The following is a 15,266-nucleotide window of genomic DNA, read 5'->3' on the forward strand; positions in this document are numbered from 1 at the left end:
TTTTTACTGTGCTACATCAGTGTTAAGTGATGTGTTGAATGACTCTGTCATATCTGCTGCGTTGTCATGTGTAACCTCACCATTTACGAGAGACTTACCAAAGTTCTCTGCTGGTGTCCAGTAGTTGCCCATCTTAGGAACAAATGGCTGGATGAATGCTGTTGTATCGAATGTTGCATTCTGAGCTGCTACAAGTGCATCGCCCTTAACTGTATCGCTCTCAAGAAGGCTTGTGTTACATGGAACGATGTTTCTTGCTGTGTAGTGTGACTCCTGTGATGCCTCATTTCCAAGGTAGAGTGCAAGCGCAACTGCAACCTGTGGATACTCACAGTTAGGATTTACAGCGATTGCCTTTGATCCTGCAAATGAGAGGAGCTGCTTGTCCGCACCGCCGATCTTGGCTGTTGGCATAACTGCGATTCCGAGATCATCTCCAAGTGCATCGTGTAATGCTGCGTAGTCCCATGAGCCTGAGAACATTGCTGATATTGAACCATCTGTCATACCTGAGATACCAACACCTGACTCATCGTTTACAAAGTTCTTGTTGTTTACAAGATCTACAAGGTAGTCTGTAACAGCCTTGCCGTTGTCGCCACCGAAGTTGATTCCTGCATCATTGTCTGTACCATCACCGAATAATGTTCCGCCATTTGCAAGGTAGAATGCTGCGATGTACCATGAGTTTGTGAGTGGGAATGAAACCTTACCCTTCTCAAGCATTGTGTCAAGGCTCTTTACATCATCCTCTGTAAATGTCTTCTTGTTGTAGTACATAAACCATGTATTTGTTGTAAATGGCACACCATAGATACCGCCATCAACTGTGATAGAATCTACGATTGCCTGTGAATTTGTTGACTTAACATAATCTGCTGTGCTTCCGCCGAGCTCTGAGATAGCACCTGCATCGATCAGAGTCTGTAACTGGTCATTTGCAAACATGTATACATCTGCTGACGCTGAAACATCCTGTGTAACAGTCTTTCCTGCATCACCCTCACTACATGTACCATACTCAAATGTGATATCCCAGTTTGGATGCTCTTTCTTGAATGCCTCACATGTTGTCTGTAACCACTCGCCGTAATCAGGTGACTGATCCTCAGCTGGTCCCCATACTGTAAGTGTTGTCTTGATTGCCTCTTCCTCTGAAGCTGCCTCTGTTGCATCTGTAGCCTCTGTTGCATCACTCTTTGCTGCTGTTGTTGACTCATCCTTTCCTGAATCTCCACATCCTGCCAGCATTGACATTCCCATTACACCCGCAAGTGCAACTGCTGCAAATCTCTTAACTCTCATAATCGTTCCTCCTTAAAAATATAGTTTTGACTGAATGTTTTTAACACCTTTGCAGTACCTTTACCTTATGTCATTATTATAGGAAAACGTTTCCAATCCGTATATATCAATGATTTTAGAATCATGTTGGATTTTTTAGATATACTCTGTTTTAATCGAAAGAATGTTAGCAATGTTATTATGCGCACATATGTAGATTTTATTAACAGTATACAAAAAATGTACCTCTTGAGCTTTAATAAGCTTCAAAAGGTACATCCACTCTTCGTATTTTTTATAATTTTTCTAGTTTTCTACTCTCTTTGGGAAGTGGAGCATTACTTTCGTGCCGGCTCCCGGGGTGCTTTCGATCTTCACCGCGTACTCCTCTCCATAATATAGCTTGATCCTCTCGTTTACATTTGACACACCGTAGCCATTGGACGACTTGGACAGGATCAGGGCGGCCTGGGCCTTTGTCATTCCAACTCCGTTGTCTGACACAGTGAAATCAAGAAAATCTCCATTCTCCTTTCCCTCTATGCGTATCTCTCCTCTGCCATCAGTCTTAACGTCAATTCCATGCCCTATCGCGTTTTCAAGCAGCGGCTGAAGTATCAGATTCAATGTTTCATACTTCAGAATACTGTCATCTATGTCGTACACCACATCAAAGCTGTTGTCATGCATGGCAAGCTGGATATCAAGATACGACTTGATATTTGCTATCTCATCTTTGACAAGCAGGATGTTTTTTCCTTTGTTCAGGGCCGTCCTGTAGAATGTGGACAGAGACAGGGTGATCCGGCTTATGTCTTCCTGCTCCGCCTCAAGGGCTTTCCAATTAATCATAGACAGAGAATTATACAGGAAATGCGGATTGATCTGCGCCTGAAGTGCCCTCATCTCGTATTCTTTTTCCTTGATCTTGCTCTGATATACCTCATTGACAGTCTCATCAAGGCGCTTACTCATGCTGTTATAGCCGTTTATAAGATCACCGATCTCATCTGTACTGTCATTTCCTATAACCATGCCCAGATTTCCTGTCTCGGTGGCCTTCATAGTCTTCTGAAGATTTTTGATTCGCTTCGTTATAAATTCTGATACCATATGTATACATAATATACATGCAAGCATACTTACCAGAAGTGCCACCACCGCTATTATAAGTATCGGTCGAACCGATGAGATTATAAGTTTGTTCGGCTTGTATACACATATGTTCCAACCGGTCGCCTTGGATGTCTTATCTATAAACTGATACCCTGAATTATCCATCTCTCTCAGAACATCGAATTTATCCACATCCAATTCATATGCTGACTGCTCATCGGCAAATGTATTCTTGTTGAATATCATATGTCCATACTCATCCTCTATGATAAGCCCATAATTATCAAACATTGTCTCTGTATAAAACGGTTGAAATACACTGTCATAATCCACGCCTACATACAAAACGCCCTTGGCACCTTTCTGCTCCAGCATAGCCATCCGGCTGACTGAAAATGCAGTTCGGCTTTCCAGATCAATATGCCAGTGTATATTGTTATCCAGATCATCATATGCATGCGTTCCATCCGCCAGATCTTTTAACGGTGCAACTGTTGACCCATGTTTCACATCACTGGCATCAGTATATATCGTGACCTGGTTTACATCCTCATGGAAATACATGATTGATGCCAGCAGAGGATCGATCACCGTACTGAACTGCTCATAATTCTGATATGCCGATTGATCTGCGCTCAGTATCTTTGCAATCGACTGGTTATACGATATATATTTAGAGAGGTTGTTGTATATCTCCAATTCATTGTCCATGGAATCCGTGGTCTGGCTGACATAAGATTCCAAGATCGTTGTCTCCCGGGCCCACAGGATCTTTTTCATCTCCATATATGTTATACCCAGTATTATCATAACAGGCACAAGTCCGGCCAGCAGATAAATAACAACCATTTTGCCAGTCAGCTTCATATCACGAAATCTCTTCTTGACTCCACCTTTGTTCATCTACGATCCCCCTGCTTAACGAGTTCTGCAATCGTCCTTTTCCAAGTCTGCTGTATGTCTACTCACCGCCTGCAACACCGCTCTCCCTGAATTTCTGAGGGCTCACTCCATAAAACTCCCTGAAACTCGAGCAAAAGTAGGATACATTCTGATAACCACACATCGCACCTATATCTACAATCTTCGCCATACTATTCTCAAGCATATCCCTTGCCCGCTCCATTCTGTATGACTTGATAAATTTGCTCAGGTTCTGTCCCGTCTCTTTCTTAAACACTGTGCTGAGATAACTTGGGGCAAGATATACCATATCCGCAAGCATATCTATGCCTAGCTCGCTCCCGTAATTCCTGTAAATATACTGCTTTACTATCTCCACTTCCTTATGTCCGGTCTGACTCTTGTCCTCAAAGCAGGCCGCCAGTCTGTCTATCGCAACCTCAACTAGGCCTGTAAGGCTCTGAAAATCCGTCGTCATATACATCTTTTCAACATCTTTGTTAAGATCCGCCTCACCGGTCCCATCTATACTGCCGTATATGTCCTTCAAAAGATTTGAGTAGAGAAACTTTATATATATCTGTGAACACTCATTCTTGTGCCTGTACTTTTCACAGAATTTGTCAAAATGTTCCCTGAGTGCCTCCACATCCTTCATCTTGATGTCCTGTTTCATCTGTTTCATGAGAGTGTCATCATCAAACTGGATCATTCCTGACGAATCGCTCTCCATATTTGGGTAGAACACCTTTATCTCCGGATGATAAAACTTATTGTCCATAAGCTCATCAAGCTCATCTACCTTCTGTTTCATATCCTCAGGGTTCTCTATATCCGATGAAACTGCTATAAAACATTCCTCATCGTAATCACTTTTAATTATCCTGGCAAGCTCCTGGGCCGTGTAAACCGCATCTGTTTCATCTCCCAGAAAAATAAGTTCCTGCTGTTGATTCAGATTGAGGTATCTCTGTATTCCAAGTGCCAATATCTTCTCATTTTTCTTGAAATCTACATCTCGTCTTCCAAAGAAATCGTGATTAAATTCAACCAGCAGAATTCTCTTAAATCTGGCGAAATTCAGGTTCAGACCGTTGTACTCTCTGCGTATACTCTCTATATCTTCGCCATTTACAAGCATATATAGCGCATGCTCATAAAGGAATTCCATGCTCTTGCTCTTGAGCTCATCCGAGGCTTTAGCCGCCTCAAGTTCATCCACCACCTTCTCCAGCGTCTCCTTAAACTCCTTCGGATCGACCGGTTTCAGTATATAATCCACAACTCCCAGCCTTATTGCTCTCTTAGCATAATCAAATTCATTGCAGCCGCTGAATATCACGCATCTCATTTTCTTCTTCTCATTTACCACATTGTCAATGAGTTCTATACCGTCCATGAAAGGCATCTTCACATCGGTGAGGAGGATATCATAATCCGCCTGACGTATCTTCTCCAATGCATCAAGCCCGTTTACTGCCTCGTCGATATCAAATTCCATATTCAGCTTTTTCAGAAGGAATCTTATCCCATTTCTCTCTATTCTCTCATCATCAACGATCAGTATTCTATACATCTCTCCACTGCCTTTCTTTTTCTTGATGTGAACTGATTTCGTATCACATTCCAACTTTAGTATATTTAATTATAACCGACTTACTTCCTGTTCGCCACCAAAACCTAAATCAAAAGGGGACGGAGGTGCCTGACCCCTCCGTCCCCTGCTGTGAAATAAACTAAGTTTTATATTATAATCTCCAAATGTCCTTGTTGTACTCAGCGATGGTTCTGTCTGATGAGAAGAATCCAGCCTTGCTGATGTTGACAAGTGCCTTCTTTGCCCAAGTCTTGCGGTCCTCGTAGTCTACAAGTACGCCTTCCTTGGTCTTGATATAATCCTCAACATCCAGGAGTGTCATGAACCAATCCTTTACGATAAGTTCGTTGTGAAGTCTCTCAAGGCTTTCCTTCTGTCCGATCTCAAGGAGTTCATCGCTCACGATAAAATCAACAAGCTTCTTGATCTCAGGCTGCTCGTAGTAATCCTTTGACACATAATCAGCCTTTGCATAGTGGTCGATGACTGCCTCGCTTGACTCGCCGAAGAAGTAAATGTTATCCTCGCCGACAAGCTCTCCAATCTCAACATTTGCACCATCTCTTGTTCCGAGTGTAAGCGCGCCGTTCAGCATGAACTTCATGTTTCCGGTACCTGATGCCTCCTTTGATGCAAGTGAGATCTGCTCTGAAATGTCACATGCAGGTATGATCTTTGCTGCCTTTGACACATTGTAGTTCTCGATCATGACAACCTTGAGGTATGGGCTCACCTCTGGGTCATTATCGATGAGCTGCTGCAGGCAGAGGATGAGATGAATGATATCCTTTGCGATGGTGTATGCAGGAGCTGCCTTTGCACCAAATATTACAGTCACAGGAGTCTTTGGAAGATTTCCTGCCTTGATATCGAAGTACTTGTGGATAACCCAGAGTGCGTTCATCTGCTGACGCTTGTACTCATGAAGTCTCTTAACCTGTATATCAAAGATAGAATTCTCATCTATGTCAATGTTCTGTGTCTCCTTAAGGTAATCCTTGAGAACGACCTTGTTCTGCTTCTTGATATCCATGATCTTGCCAAGGACTGCGTCATCATCATAGAACTTAGCCAGGTCATTCAGTTTCTCTGCATCCTTCTTGTAGCCGTCACCGATAAGCTCTGTGATATAAGCTGCAAGCTGCTCGTTGCAGTGGAGAAGCCATCTTCTGAATGTGATACCATTTGTCTTGTTGTTGAACTTCTCAGGATAGATCTTGTAGAAGTTGTTCAGCTCAGAATCCTTGAGGATCTCTGTGTGAAGGTATGCAACACCGTTTACACTGTGGCTATAATGTATATCGATGTGTGCCATGTGCACTCTCTGATCCTTGTCAATGATATATACGCTCTCATCCTTGTATCTGTTACGAACCTTCTCGTCCAGCTTCTTGATGATAGGAACAAGCTGTGGAACAACCTTCTCAAGGTAAGCAAGCGGCCACTTCTCAAGAGCCTCTGCAAGGATAGTGTGGTTGGTGTATGCGCACACCTCTGTCACGATCTCTGTAGCCTCGTCAAATGATATTCCCTCAGCGGTAAGAAGTCTGATGAACTCAGGAATCACCATTGAAGGATGTGTATCATTGATCTGAACTGCTGCATAATCAGCCAGGTCGTGAAGATTTGAACCCTTTGCCTTAGCCTCATCAAGAATGAGCTTTGCACCATTTGCCACCATGAAATACTGCTGGTAGATACGGAGAAGATTTCCAGCCTCATCGCTGTCGTCCGGGTACAGGCAGAGTGTCAGGTTCTTTGCAATGTCTGTCTTGTCGAAGTTAATTCCGCCCGGCTCCATGATGGACTCGTCAACGCTCTCGATATCGAAGAGGTGGAGCTTATTTGTTCTGTTCTCGTATCCGGTTACATCTATATCATACATTCTTGACTGGACTTTCAGGTTGCCAAATGTAATCGTGTTGGTAACGTCTGTCTTCTCAAGCCAGCTGTCTGCCTCAATCCAAGGATTTGCAGTCTCCTTCTGGTAGTTGTTCTCAAATACCTGCTTGAACAGGCCCATGTGGTAGTTAAGTCCGATTCCATCTCCGTGAAGTCCGAGGGTTGCCATGGAATCAAGGAAGCATGCTGCAAGTCTTCCAAGTCCGCCATTTCCAAGTGATGGTTCCGGCTCAACCTCCTCTATGTCATAGATGCTCTTGCCATTCTCAGCAAGCACCTGTTTAACCTCGTCAAATACACCAAGGTTTATGAGATTGTTCGAGAGAAGCTTTCCGATGAGGAACTCTGCTGAGATGTAATAAACCTTCTTCTGTCCCTCCTCTGAAACCTTTCCGTCTGCGAGCTTCTTTGTCATATCAAGGAGTGCGAAGTATATCTCCTCATTTGTACAATCCTTGATCTCCTTGTTGTATTTCTTCATGCAAATATCCTTTAACATAATATCCTCCTTACAAATATACGTCTTCACCCTGTTTCTTCCATACAGTCTGGTGAGATCCCTTAATTTATCTATATGTTCCTGTGTAAATTCCCATGTTGCGCCCTGAACCGCATCGCTCCTGTTTTCATTTGCTGCAGCTCTTTGCTTCGTAAGCCGCCACTTCCAGTTGCCACCAAGCGTTGATGGATAGTTCATTCTGGCGCTGTTGTCCTTGCCCAGAATATCCTGCATCTGAAGTATGACCGTGTCCGCTGAGCTCATATACAGCGCATGTATCATCTTCTCTGCCACATCATCCCGACTGTCAGCCATGAGGTATTTCATCATGTAGTCCTGAAGCTCCTCACTCTGTCCGCTGATATAACTTTTCAGCATGTCATTATCGTGGGTTCCGATATACGCTACGTAGTTCTTTGCGTGATTGTGCGGCAGATATTCATTTGCCGTATTGCCGTCAAATGCAAATTCCAACACCTTCATGCCCGGATAACCGGATTCCTTTACAAGTTTCTGAACCTCTGGCACGACCACGCCGAGATCCTCAGCTATAACCTTGGATGAACCTATGGCACTGTCTATAGCATCGATGAGCTTCTTTCCCGGTCCCTGTCTGTAGTAGCCGTCCTTCGGCTCGCCATTTGCCGGGATGCTGTAGTATCTGACTATTCCGATAAAATGATCTATACGGATCACGTCGTAGAGCTTTGCAGATGCAGCAATTCTCTTCTTCCACCACGCGAAATCATCCTTCTCCATGACATCCCAGTCATAAATCGGGTTACCCCACTTCTGTCCGTAGCTTGAGAACATGTCTGGTGGGCATCCTGCCACAACCGCCGGTGCAAGGCTTCCGGACAGCTGGAACTGGTCTGTGTTAGCCCACACATCAGCACTGTCCAGTGCCACATAGATCGGAATATCTCCAATGATGCTTATGCCGTTTCTGTTGGCATACTCTTTTAATGGCATCCACTGCTCGTAGAACTTGAACTGAAGGAATTTGTAGAATTCCACGTCTTCACCAAGCTTTTCTCTGTAAGCTGCCATAGCCTCCGGCTTTCTCTTCTTGATCGCCGGTTCCCACACAAGCCATTCTCTGTTGTTATGATCAGCTTTGATCGCCATATACAGCGCATAGTCATCTATCCACTGTTCATTTTCCTTTATGAAATCTGCGTAACCCCTGCTGTCTTTGTGCTCTGATCTGCCAAATGCTTTTCTGAGTACTTCAAATCTCTGTCTGTACAGTCTGGCATAGTCGATCTCGTCATCACTGTCAGCCCATTTGTAGGATTCTACCTCCTCCTTTGTGAGAAGTCCTTCCTCTATCAATGTATCCAGATCGATAAAATACGGATTGCCCGCAAATGCTGAAAATGACTGATATGGACTGTCACCAAAGCTTGTAGGTCCTATCGGAAGAACCTGCCAGTATTTCTGGCCTGCACGTTTCAACATATCGACAAACTCGTAAGCATCTTTTCCCATGGTTCCTATTCCGTACGGTGATGGGAGACTGCTTATCGGCAGGAGTATTCCTGCGCCACGCTCCAACGCTTTATTCATCTCTGATACCTCCTAAACAGTTCCTGTTATGGCTTGTATTTTATTAGCATTTCCCCTTTTATGCTTGCATTATATAAGCAATTAATTGTACAATTCTATCATATTGATAATGTACAATATGTAAAAGCTGTAAAAAATCGTCGAATTTATGAACAAAAAGGAGGCACATGGTTATATGAACAGTCTTGAATACGAAAATCTTCTGGAGAATAAGACCCATGCGGACCCGATGTTTCCGTACAATACTTACCTGTGCTCCATACCACTTGACTTCAATTCTGTGTCTCTGCACTGGCATGAATTTATGGAGATTATCTATATCAAAAAAGGCAAGGGAAATGTGACTGTGGACTTCACAACTCACTATGTTGAGGAGGGTGACATAGTCATTATCCTGCCAGGACACATTCACGGAATCTCCCAGCACGAAGGCTATTCAATGGAATATGAGAATATTCTTTTCTCCGTCGACATGTTCAGATCCAGAAATCACGACTCACTGGACAGCGAGTTTTTCCTGCCTCTGCTGGCGGGCGACGTGGATATCAAGAGTATTTATGACAGGGACGATCCATTATATCCGTCTCTTTCCGCGTGTCTTAACAGGGTAGACAAGCTCTGCTCAGAGACGCCAAAGGGATACCACCTTGCACTTAAGGGATGCTATTTTGAATTCTTCTACATTCTCTATGCCAACTCCACCGCAAGGGATGAGGCAGACAGGAAGAACCGAGCCAGGGATCTGGAGAGAACAAAACTCATCCTCTCCTACATAGATGAAAATTACAAAGAGGCCATATCCATAACGGATATAGCCTCCTACTGTGGATTCTCTGAATCCCATTTTATGCGATTTTTCAAGAACACCATGGGGGTGTCATTTGTATCATATCTGAACGACTTCAGGCTGAATGTCGCCGCAAGACTTCTCTCCTCCAATGACGAGAGTATACTCTCCGTTGCGGAGAACTGCGGATTCTTCAACCTTTCCTACTTCAACAGAATGTTCAAAAAGAAATACGGCGTGACTCCGGGCCGGTACAGAGAAACTCACAACTGACAACAGAGCGTATATTCCCTACTGAAAAGTCACCACTCAAACTGCGCCATGCATACTTCAGTTACGCATCCGATCTGGAGTATGAATTTTTCATCTGATTGCTCAGCTCATAAAGCACCTTCCCAAGAGTGTCGCTTGCCGCCTGCCTTACCATGTCCGCCATCTCCTGATTGGCCTGCTGTCTGAGTTTCTGCCCCAACTTACTGACAGCATCCGTCTGCACATCCCGATCAGCTCCGAGAAGATCATCATACCTGTATATGATCTCATGAGCCTTAGACATGACCTTCTCGTCATATCTCTCAATATGGAACACCGACTTCGCATAAGATGCGTCCGCCATCGCCGCGATCATACGGCTGGTCCAGTAGAAGTTGTCCGTGGAAATATCCGCCCCTGTATTTGCTAGATACTCAGGAGTCGTGTCTACATTTGCATAGAAAGGAACCATGACATTGAATGCATTCGATGCAAATGCTATCCACTGTACAGCGCAGATCTCCTCTCCAACATATGGTCTCATCTGGATCGCCGACATGAAATCCGTCCTGTTCACACCTATCGATCTATATGCCCCGCGCATCTTATTGTCGCCGTAATTGCCGTACGGATCATACGGAGTTCCCTGATAATGCGAAGAAAGCACATACTTCACATCCTCCATGGTTATCTTCTTCTCTGGTATCATGCACCATGGAATGTCATCCGAAACCGGCGTAAAGTCCGCATCCGGTCCGTCCCAGACTGCCGAATTCGGGTTGAGCGTCCGCTCCATGAACCATGCCCTCGGGGTGTTGTACATGTGATCCGCATCGTCGTGACTGCCGAATATATCCCGTGGACAGATCGTGTCCTCCATATTCTCCACGTTCAGATGATACTTCTCTATAAATGCTGGAAGATCTGCCGAGCACATGAACTCGCTCTGCGCTCCCATTGCATCTGCCATATCAAATTCGTCCATACCAAACTGGTTTGGCATGACAACATACACATCATCAGGAACTTTTCTCGCAATCCAATGATGTCCTCCGATGGTCTCAAGCCACCAGATCTCGTCTACATCCTGAAATGCAATTCCGTTCATCTCATAGGTTCCATATCGTTCAAGCAGGCTGCCAAGCCTCTTCACGCCCTCTCTTGCGCTCTTTATATATGGAAGTGTAATGCTGACTATATCCTCCTCGCCGATACCTCCAGTCTTCTCAGGCTTATCTCCCTCCGCAGGCTCATAGCACACCAGTGGATCCGCGCCGAGCACTCTTGGATTTGAGGTTATGGTCTCCGTCGCCGTCATAGCCACATTTGCAGAATTCACTCCGCTTGCCGCCCAGATTCCTTCGCCCGCCAGCGCATTTGGAACACAGGTGTAACGCATCGGATCATCCGGAAGTTCAATCTCCACATGGGATATCTCCGACTTGTATATTCTTGGCTGCTCCTCCGGCTTCACAACCACATATTTCTTCGGCGTGTACGAACCGGCACCCGAATCGTCATTTCTCGCTATTATTGTTGAACCGTCATAAGACGCATTTTTTCCTACCAATATTGTTGTACATGGCATGATCTATTCCTCCATTTTTTTTATATTTTTCATCTTTTTTATAATTAAAAATATAATATATCCCGCAAGGCTTCCGAGGGTATTCATAACCACATCATCGAGCTGGCAGTAACCGCGCTCCGTTATAAGCTGAACCGTCTCTATGCAGACACTGCACAGAAATCCAAACAGTACAGTGCATTTGGACAACCTGTCTACCGCCCTGCCATCGCCATTCTTACTTCCAGCCACCGCCAGCGGGAAAAGCACGCCGAACGGCACAAAGAGCAATATATTTTCTATGACAAATGCGTGCTCCTGGGGCGTCACTCCCCACGTCTGAAACAACATCATGTCAATGCCTTGCCTTGAGCCCGGCTCTCTGGACAGGAACACAGTAACTGCCATCACCGCTAGATACACCACCAGCAGAAACCACACTATTGACTTCTTCACACGTCCGCCGGCACTGACCTTTTTTCCTGCAGGACTCACTGTATACACGAGATAAGTAACGACTGCTATGCACCCGCACAAAATACCTATCGGAAGGTAGCCCGCGACCTCCATTATATCTTTTATAATAAGTTCAAACATAAATTCCCCTCAAAAATTTATACTATACTATGTCTCGCTGCTCATTATATCATGATTCGCACCTACGGTGCTTTCCGTTGCTGTCGCAACTATCATGATCCAATTCGCCGCTCGCCAATCATGCAAGCATGTTGGCTCACTTGTGCTCATTATATCATACGTCTCACATATGCGCGATGACCTGCGCACGCATCAGCGTGCTACATTATACCACGATTCCCAACATGTGTCATTTTACACATTGTTTACATACACCGCGTCTGATATACTTTACATGTCAGTCCAACTAACCATTTGGACGGACTGAACAAACATAGAACAGGAAATATCCAACATGATAATAGCAAAAAAAATTCTAAAAATAACATGTATCGTCCTCGGTGTGATCCTTGTGGCCGCCATAATATTTGTGGGAGTTCTCACTATAACAGAATACAAGCCAGACGATTCCGAATCCCTTGAGGTCACATCCGGAAGCACATTTGGCAAAAATGCAACCGGCTCAGCCAAGCTTTCACCATCTGTCGGCGACTCCATATCCATCGTGACATGGAATCTCGGCTACGGATCCCTCGGTGCAAATGCTGACTTTTTCATGGACGGAGGAGACAGTGTGTACACTTCCACAGCCAAGCAGGTAAACGACAATATGGAGGCCATCACATCAGAGCTGAATTCACTTGCCGCTGACATCTTTCTTCTCCAGGAGGTCGATGCGCGATCATCCAGAAGCCACAAGATAAACGAAGCCGATATTTTGAGGGAAAAGCTGCCGTCATACACAAGCTCATACGCCTACAACTACAAAACACTCATGGTTCCATATCCACTTCCACCGATCGGCAGAGTGACATCAGGAATAATGACTCTCAGCTCATTTGAAGTATCGGATGCAGAAAGAATACAGCTTCCATGTCCATTTTCCTACCCGATCAGACTGTGTAACCTGAAAAGATGCCTGATCGTGTCCAGAATACCGATTGCCGGAAGTGAACACGAACTCGTCATAGTAAATCTCCACCTGGAGGCTTATGACTCAGGCGAGGGCAAAGCCGCCCAGACCAGGATGCTCGCCGACATTCTCCAAAATGAGGCTGCAGCAGGAAACTACGTTATCGCAGGAGGCGACTTCAACCAGACTTTTTCAAATGTGGATCTGTCCGCATACCCTCAGCAGTCCGCTGACCTGTGGGCACCAGGAAGCATAGATGTATCTGAATTTGGAGATTCCTTCACCTGCATCACCGATTCCTCAGCTCCAACATGCCGGTCCCTGGATAAACCATACGAAGGACATGACCATGAGAGTTTCCAATATTATGTCATCGACGGATTCATAGTATCGAGCAATTTGCAGATTAACTCCACAGAGACCATAAATCTGGATTTTAAAAACAGCGATCACAATCCGATAAGACTCGATGTTGCGTTGAAATAAACTATATTTTCAGTTGTTTTATGCGTGTTATTTTAATTAACATTAATTATGTATAATTTTATGTTTAAAATACATTTTTCTCTTGATTTATGCCGTTTTTACATGTATTATGGCATTGTAAATGTTATAAATATTAACATTCGTTGCTAGTTTTGAATAATACTTCTAAGAATAATAGAGAATACTCATCAGAGAAAGGAATTTTGATCATGAAGAAATTATCACAGTCACGTCTCGCCGACACTGTCATGAACGGAAGAAAAGAAAATGGTATGACTCAGGCTCAGCTCGCCGATGCAACCGGTATCAACAGAGCACTCATTTCCAGAATAGAGCAGAAGGATTTTGTTCCTTCTATAGAGCAGCTCGAAAGTTTGTCAGAGGTTTTGAACTTCGACCTCACAGAAATGTTCATCAATGCTGGCGCACACAAGCTCGAGTCTCCATCCCCACTGAACATTGCAGTGGCAGGAACCGGTTACGTTGGTCTGTCCATTGCGACCCTGCTGGCACAGCACAACCATGTAACGGCAGTTGACATCATCCCTGAAAAGGTTGATCTCATCAACAACAAGAAATCCCCTATACAGGACGACTATATTGAGAAATATCTCGCCGAGAAGGAGCTTGATCTCACAGCAACTCTCGATGGCAAATCAGCATACAAGGATGCAGATTTCGTAATCATAGCTGCTCCGACAAACTACGACAGCAACAAGAACTATTTCGACACATCAGCCGTTGAGGCCGTTATCGAGCTCGTCCTCAAGGTCAACCCGGATGCCATCATGGTCATCAAATCAACTATACCAGTTGGATATACCGAGTCCGTAAGGAAGAAATACAACACGTCAAATATCATTTTCAGCCCAGAGTTTCTTCGTGAATCAAAGGCACTGTACGACAACCTCTATCCATCAAGGATAATTGTCAGCACAGACAAGAATGACGAGAAGATAGTTAAGGCATCCCATACATTTGCCGCACTGCTTCAGGAGGGTGCCCTCAAGGAAGATATAGACACTCTGTTCATGGGCTTCACTGAAGCTGAGGCTGTAAAGTTATTTGCAAATACCTATCTCGCACTCCGCGTGTCCTACTTCAACGAGCTTGACACATACGCAGAGATGAAGGGACTTAACACACAGGACATCATAAACGGCGTATGTCTCGACCCAAGAATCGGAACACACTACAACAACCCATCATTTGGATACGGCGGATACTGTCTGCCAAAGGATACAAAGCAGCTCCTTGCCAACTACAACGACGTGCCTCAGAATATGATGAGCGCCATCGTTGAGAGCAACAGAACGAGAAAGGACTTCATCGCAGACCGCGTTCTCTCCATCGCAGGCTACTACGACTACAACAGCAACGGTGATTACTCAGCAGCTCAGGAGAAGGAATGTGTCATAGGTGTATACAGACTGACGATGAAGAGCAACTCCGACAACTTCCGCCAGAGCAGTATACAGGGTGTCATGAAGCGTATCAAAGCCAAGGGCGCAACCGTCGTTGTATACGAGCCAACCCTTGAAGACGGAACCACATTCTTCGGAAGCAAAGTTGTAAATGACCTAGACAAATTCAAATCCATGTCCGACGCTGTCATCGCCAACAGGTACAATTCATGCCTCGACGACATCAAAGACAAGGTATACACAAGAGATCTGTTCCAGAGAGACTAATCTTTAAGAAGACCTTTAAGAACATTTTTATAACATAAAAAATAACCGAATGATACGAATTAAA

The 15,266-nt window shown here is 44.6% G+C and carries 9 protein-coding genes and 1 pseudogene; 3 read left to right on the forward strand and 7 right to left on the reverse strand.

Annotated elements, in window-relative coordinates:
• Nucleotides 1-3: 3 nt before the first annotated feature.
• The 5 genes and pseudogenes from DW025_RS04095 to malQ form a co-directional block, all read right to left on the reverse strand.
• On the reverse strand, nt 4-1,305 hold the full coding sequence (locus tag DW025_RS04095; protein WP_118650052.1) for an extracellular solute-binding protein: 1,302 nt from the start codon (nt 1,303-1,305) through the stop codon (nt 4-6).
• Nucleotides 1,306-1,590: 285 nt separating this feature from the next.
• Nucleotides 1,591-3,303: a sensor histidine kinase gene (locus DW025_RS04100; RefSeq protein ID WP_119998809.1), complete on the reverse strand. Its 1,713-nt coding sequence runs from the start codon at nt 3,301-3,303 to the stop codon at nt 1,591-1,593.
• A 58-nt stretch (nt 3,304-3,361) separates the two neighbouring features.
• On the reverse strand, nt 3,362-4,879 hold the full coding sequence (locus DW025_RS04105; RefSeq protein ID WP_119998933.1) for a response regulator transcription factor: 1,518 nt from the start codon (nt 4,877-4,879) through the stop codon (nt 3,362-3,364).
• A gap of 172 nt (nt 4,880-5,051) precedes the next feature.
• Nucleotides 5,052-7,301, reverse strand: a complete 2,250-nt coding sequence (locus DW025_RS15445; RefSeq protein WP_243104892.1) for a glycogen/starch/alpha-glucan phosphorylase — start codon at nt 7,299-7,301, stop codon at nt 5,052-5,054.
• 141 nt (nt 7,302-7,442) lie between these two features.
• Nucleotides 7,443-8,870: pseudogene (gene malQ / locus DW025_RS15450) on the reverse strand (4-alpha-glucanotransferase); the annotation flags it as partial.
• A gap of 175 nt (nt 8,871-9,045) precedes the next feature.
• On the opposite strand from malQ, the gene DW025_RS04115 reads away from it, so the two are divergent.
• The gene (locus DW025_RS04115; RefSeq protein WP_119998813.1) at nt 9,046-9,930 is read left to right on the forward strand and encodes an AraC family transcriptional regulator; all 885 of its coding nucleotides are present in this window, start codon (nt 9,046-9,048) and stop codon (nt 9,928-9,930) included.
• Nucleotides 9,931-9,991: 61 nt separating this feature from the next.
• Here DW025_RS04115 and DW025_RS04120 read toward each other — a convergent pair whose 3' ends face one another.
• Complete coding sequence (locus tag DW025_RS04120; protein WP_119998815.1) at nt 9,992-11,497, reverse strand: C69 family dipeptidase; 1,506 nt, start codon at nt 11,495-11,497, stop codon at nt 9,992-9,994.
• A gap of 3 nt (nt 11,498-11,500) precedes the next feature.
• Nucleotides 11,501-12,073: a VanZ family protein gene (locus DW025_RS04125; RefSeq protein ID WP_119998817.1), complete on the reverse strand. Its 573-nt coding sequence runs from the start codon at nt 12,071-12,073 to the stop codon at nt 11,501-11,503.
• A 334-nt stretch (nt 12,074-12,407) separates the two neighbouring features.
• On the opposite strand from DW025_RS04125, the gene DW025_RS04130 reads away from it, so the two are divergent.
• Both DW025_RS04130 and DW025_RS04135 read left to right on the forward strand, forming a co-directional pair.
• Nucleotides 12,408-13,511 carry an endonuclease/exonuclease/phosphatase family protein gene (locus DW025_RS04130; protein WP_119998819.1) on the forward strand — a complete coding sequence of 368 codons (1,104 nt, stop codon included), beginning with the start codon at nt 12,408-12,410 and terminating at the stop codon, nt 13,509-13,511.
• Between the two features lie 209 nt (nt 13,512-13,720).
• Nucleotides 13,721-15,202 carry a nucleotide sugar dehydrogenase gene (locus tag DW025_RS04135; protein ID WP_119998821.1) on the forward strand — a complete coding sequence of 494 codons (1,482 nt, stop codon included), beginning with the start codon at nt 13,721-13,723 and terminating at the stop codon, nt 15,200-15,202.
• The last annotated feature ends 64 nt before the right edge of the window (nt 15,203-15,266 follow it).

The sequence above is a fragment of the Coprococcus sp. AF38-1 genome (genome assembly GCF_003603945.1).
Classification (GTDB): Bacteria; Bacillota; Clostridia; order Lachnospirales; family Lachnospiraceae; genus Coprococcus; species Coprococcus aceti.

What these genes read in the sequence shown, in the direction of transcription:
- DW025_RS04135 (WP_119998821.1), top strand. Translation starts at nt 13,721, where the DNA reads ATGAAGAAATTATCACAGTCACGTCTCGCCGACACTGTCATGAACGGA.
- DW025_RS04130 (WP_119998819.1), top strand. Translation starts at nt 12,408, where the DNA reads ATGATAATAGCAAAAAAAATTCTAAAAATAACATGTATCGTCCTCGGT.
- DW025_RS04095 (WP_118650052.1), bottom strand. Translation starts at nt 1,305, where the DNA reads ATGAGAGTTAAGAGATTTGCAGCAGTTGCACTTGCGGGTGTAATGGGA.
- DW025_RS04100 (WP_119998809.1), bottom strand. Translation starts at nt 3,303, where the DNA reads ATGAACAAAGGTGGAGTCAAGAAGAGATTTCGTGATATGAAGCTGACT.
- DW025_RS04105 (WP_119998933.1), bottom strand. Translation starts at nt 4,879, where the DNA reads ATGTATAGAATACTGATCGTTGATGATGAGAGAATAGAGAGAAATGGG.
- DW025_RS04125 (WP_119998817.1), bottom strand. Translation starts at nt 12,073, where the DNA reads ATGTTTGAACTTATTATAAAAGATATAATGGAGGTCGCGGGCTACCTT.
- DW025_RS04115 (WP_119998813.1), top strand. Translation starts at nt 9,046, where the DNA reads ATGAACAGTCTTGAATACGAAAATCTTCTGGAGAATAAGACCCATGCG.
- DW025_RS15445 (WP_243104892.1), bottom strand. Translation starts at nt 7,301, where the DNA reads ATGTTAAAGGATATTTGCATGAAGAAATACAACAAGGAGATCAAGGAT.
- DW025_RS04120 (WP_119998815.1), bottom strand. Translation starts at nt 11,497, where the DNA reads ATGCCATGTACAACAATATTGGTAGGAAAAAATGCGTCTTATGACGGT.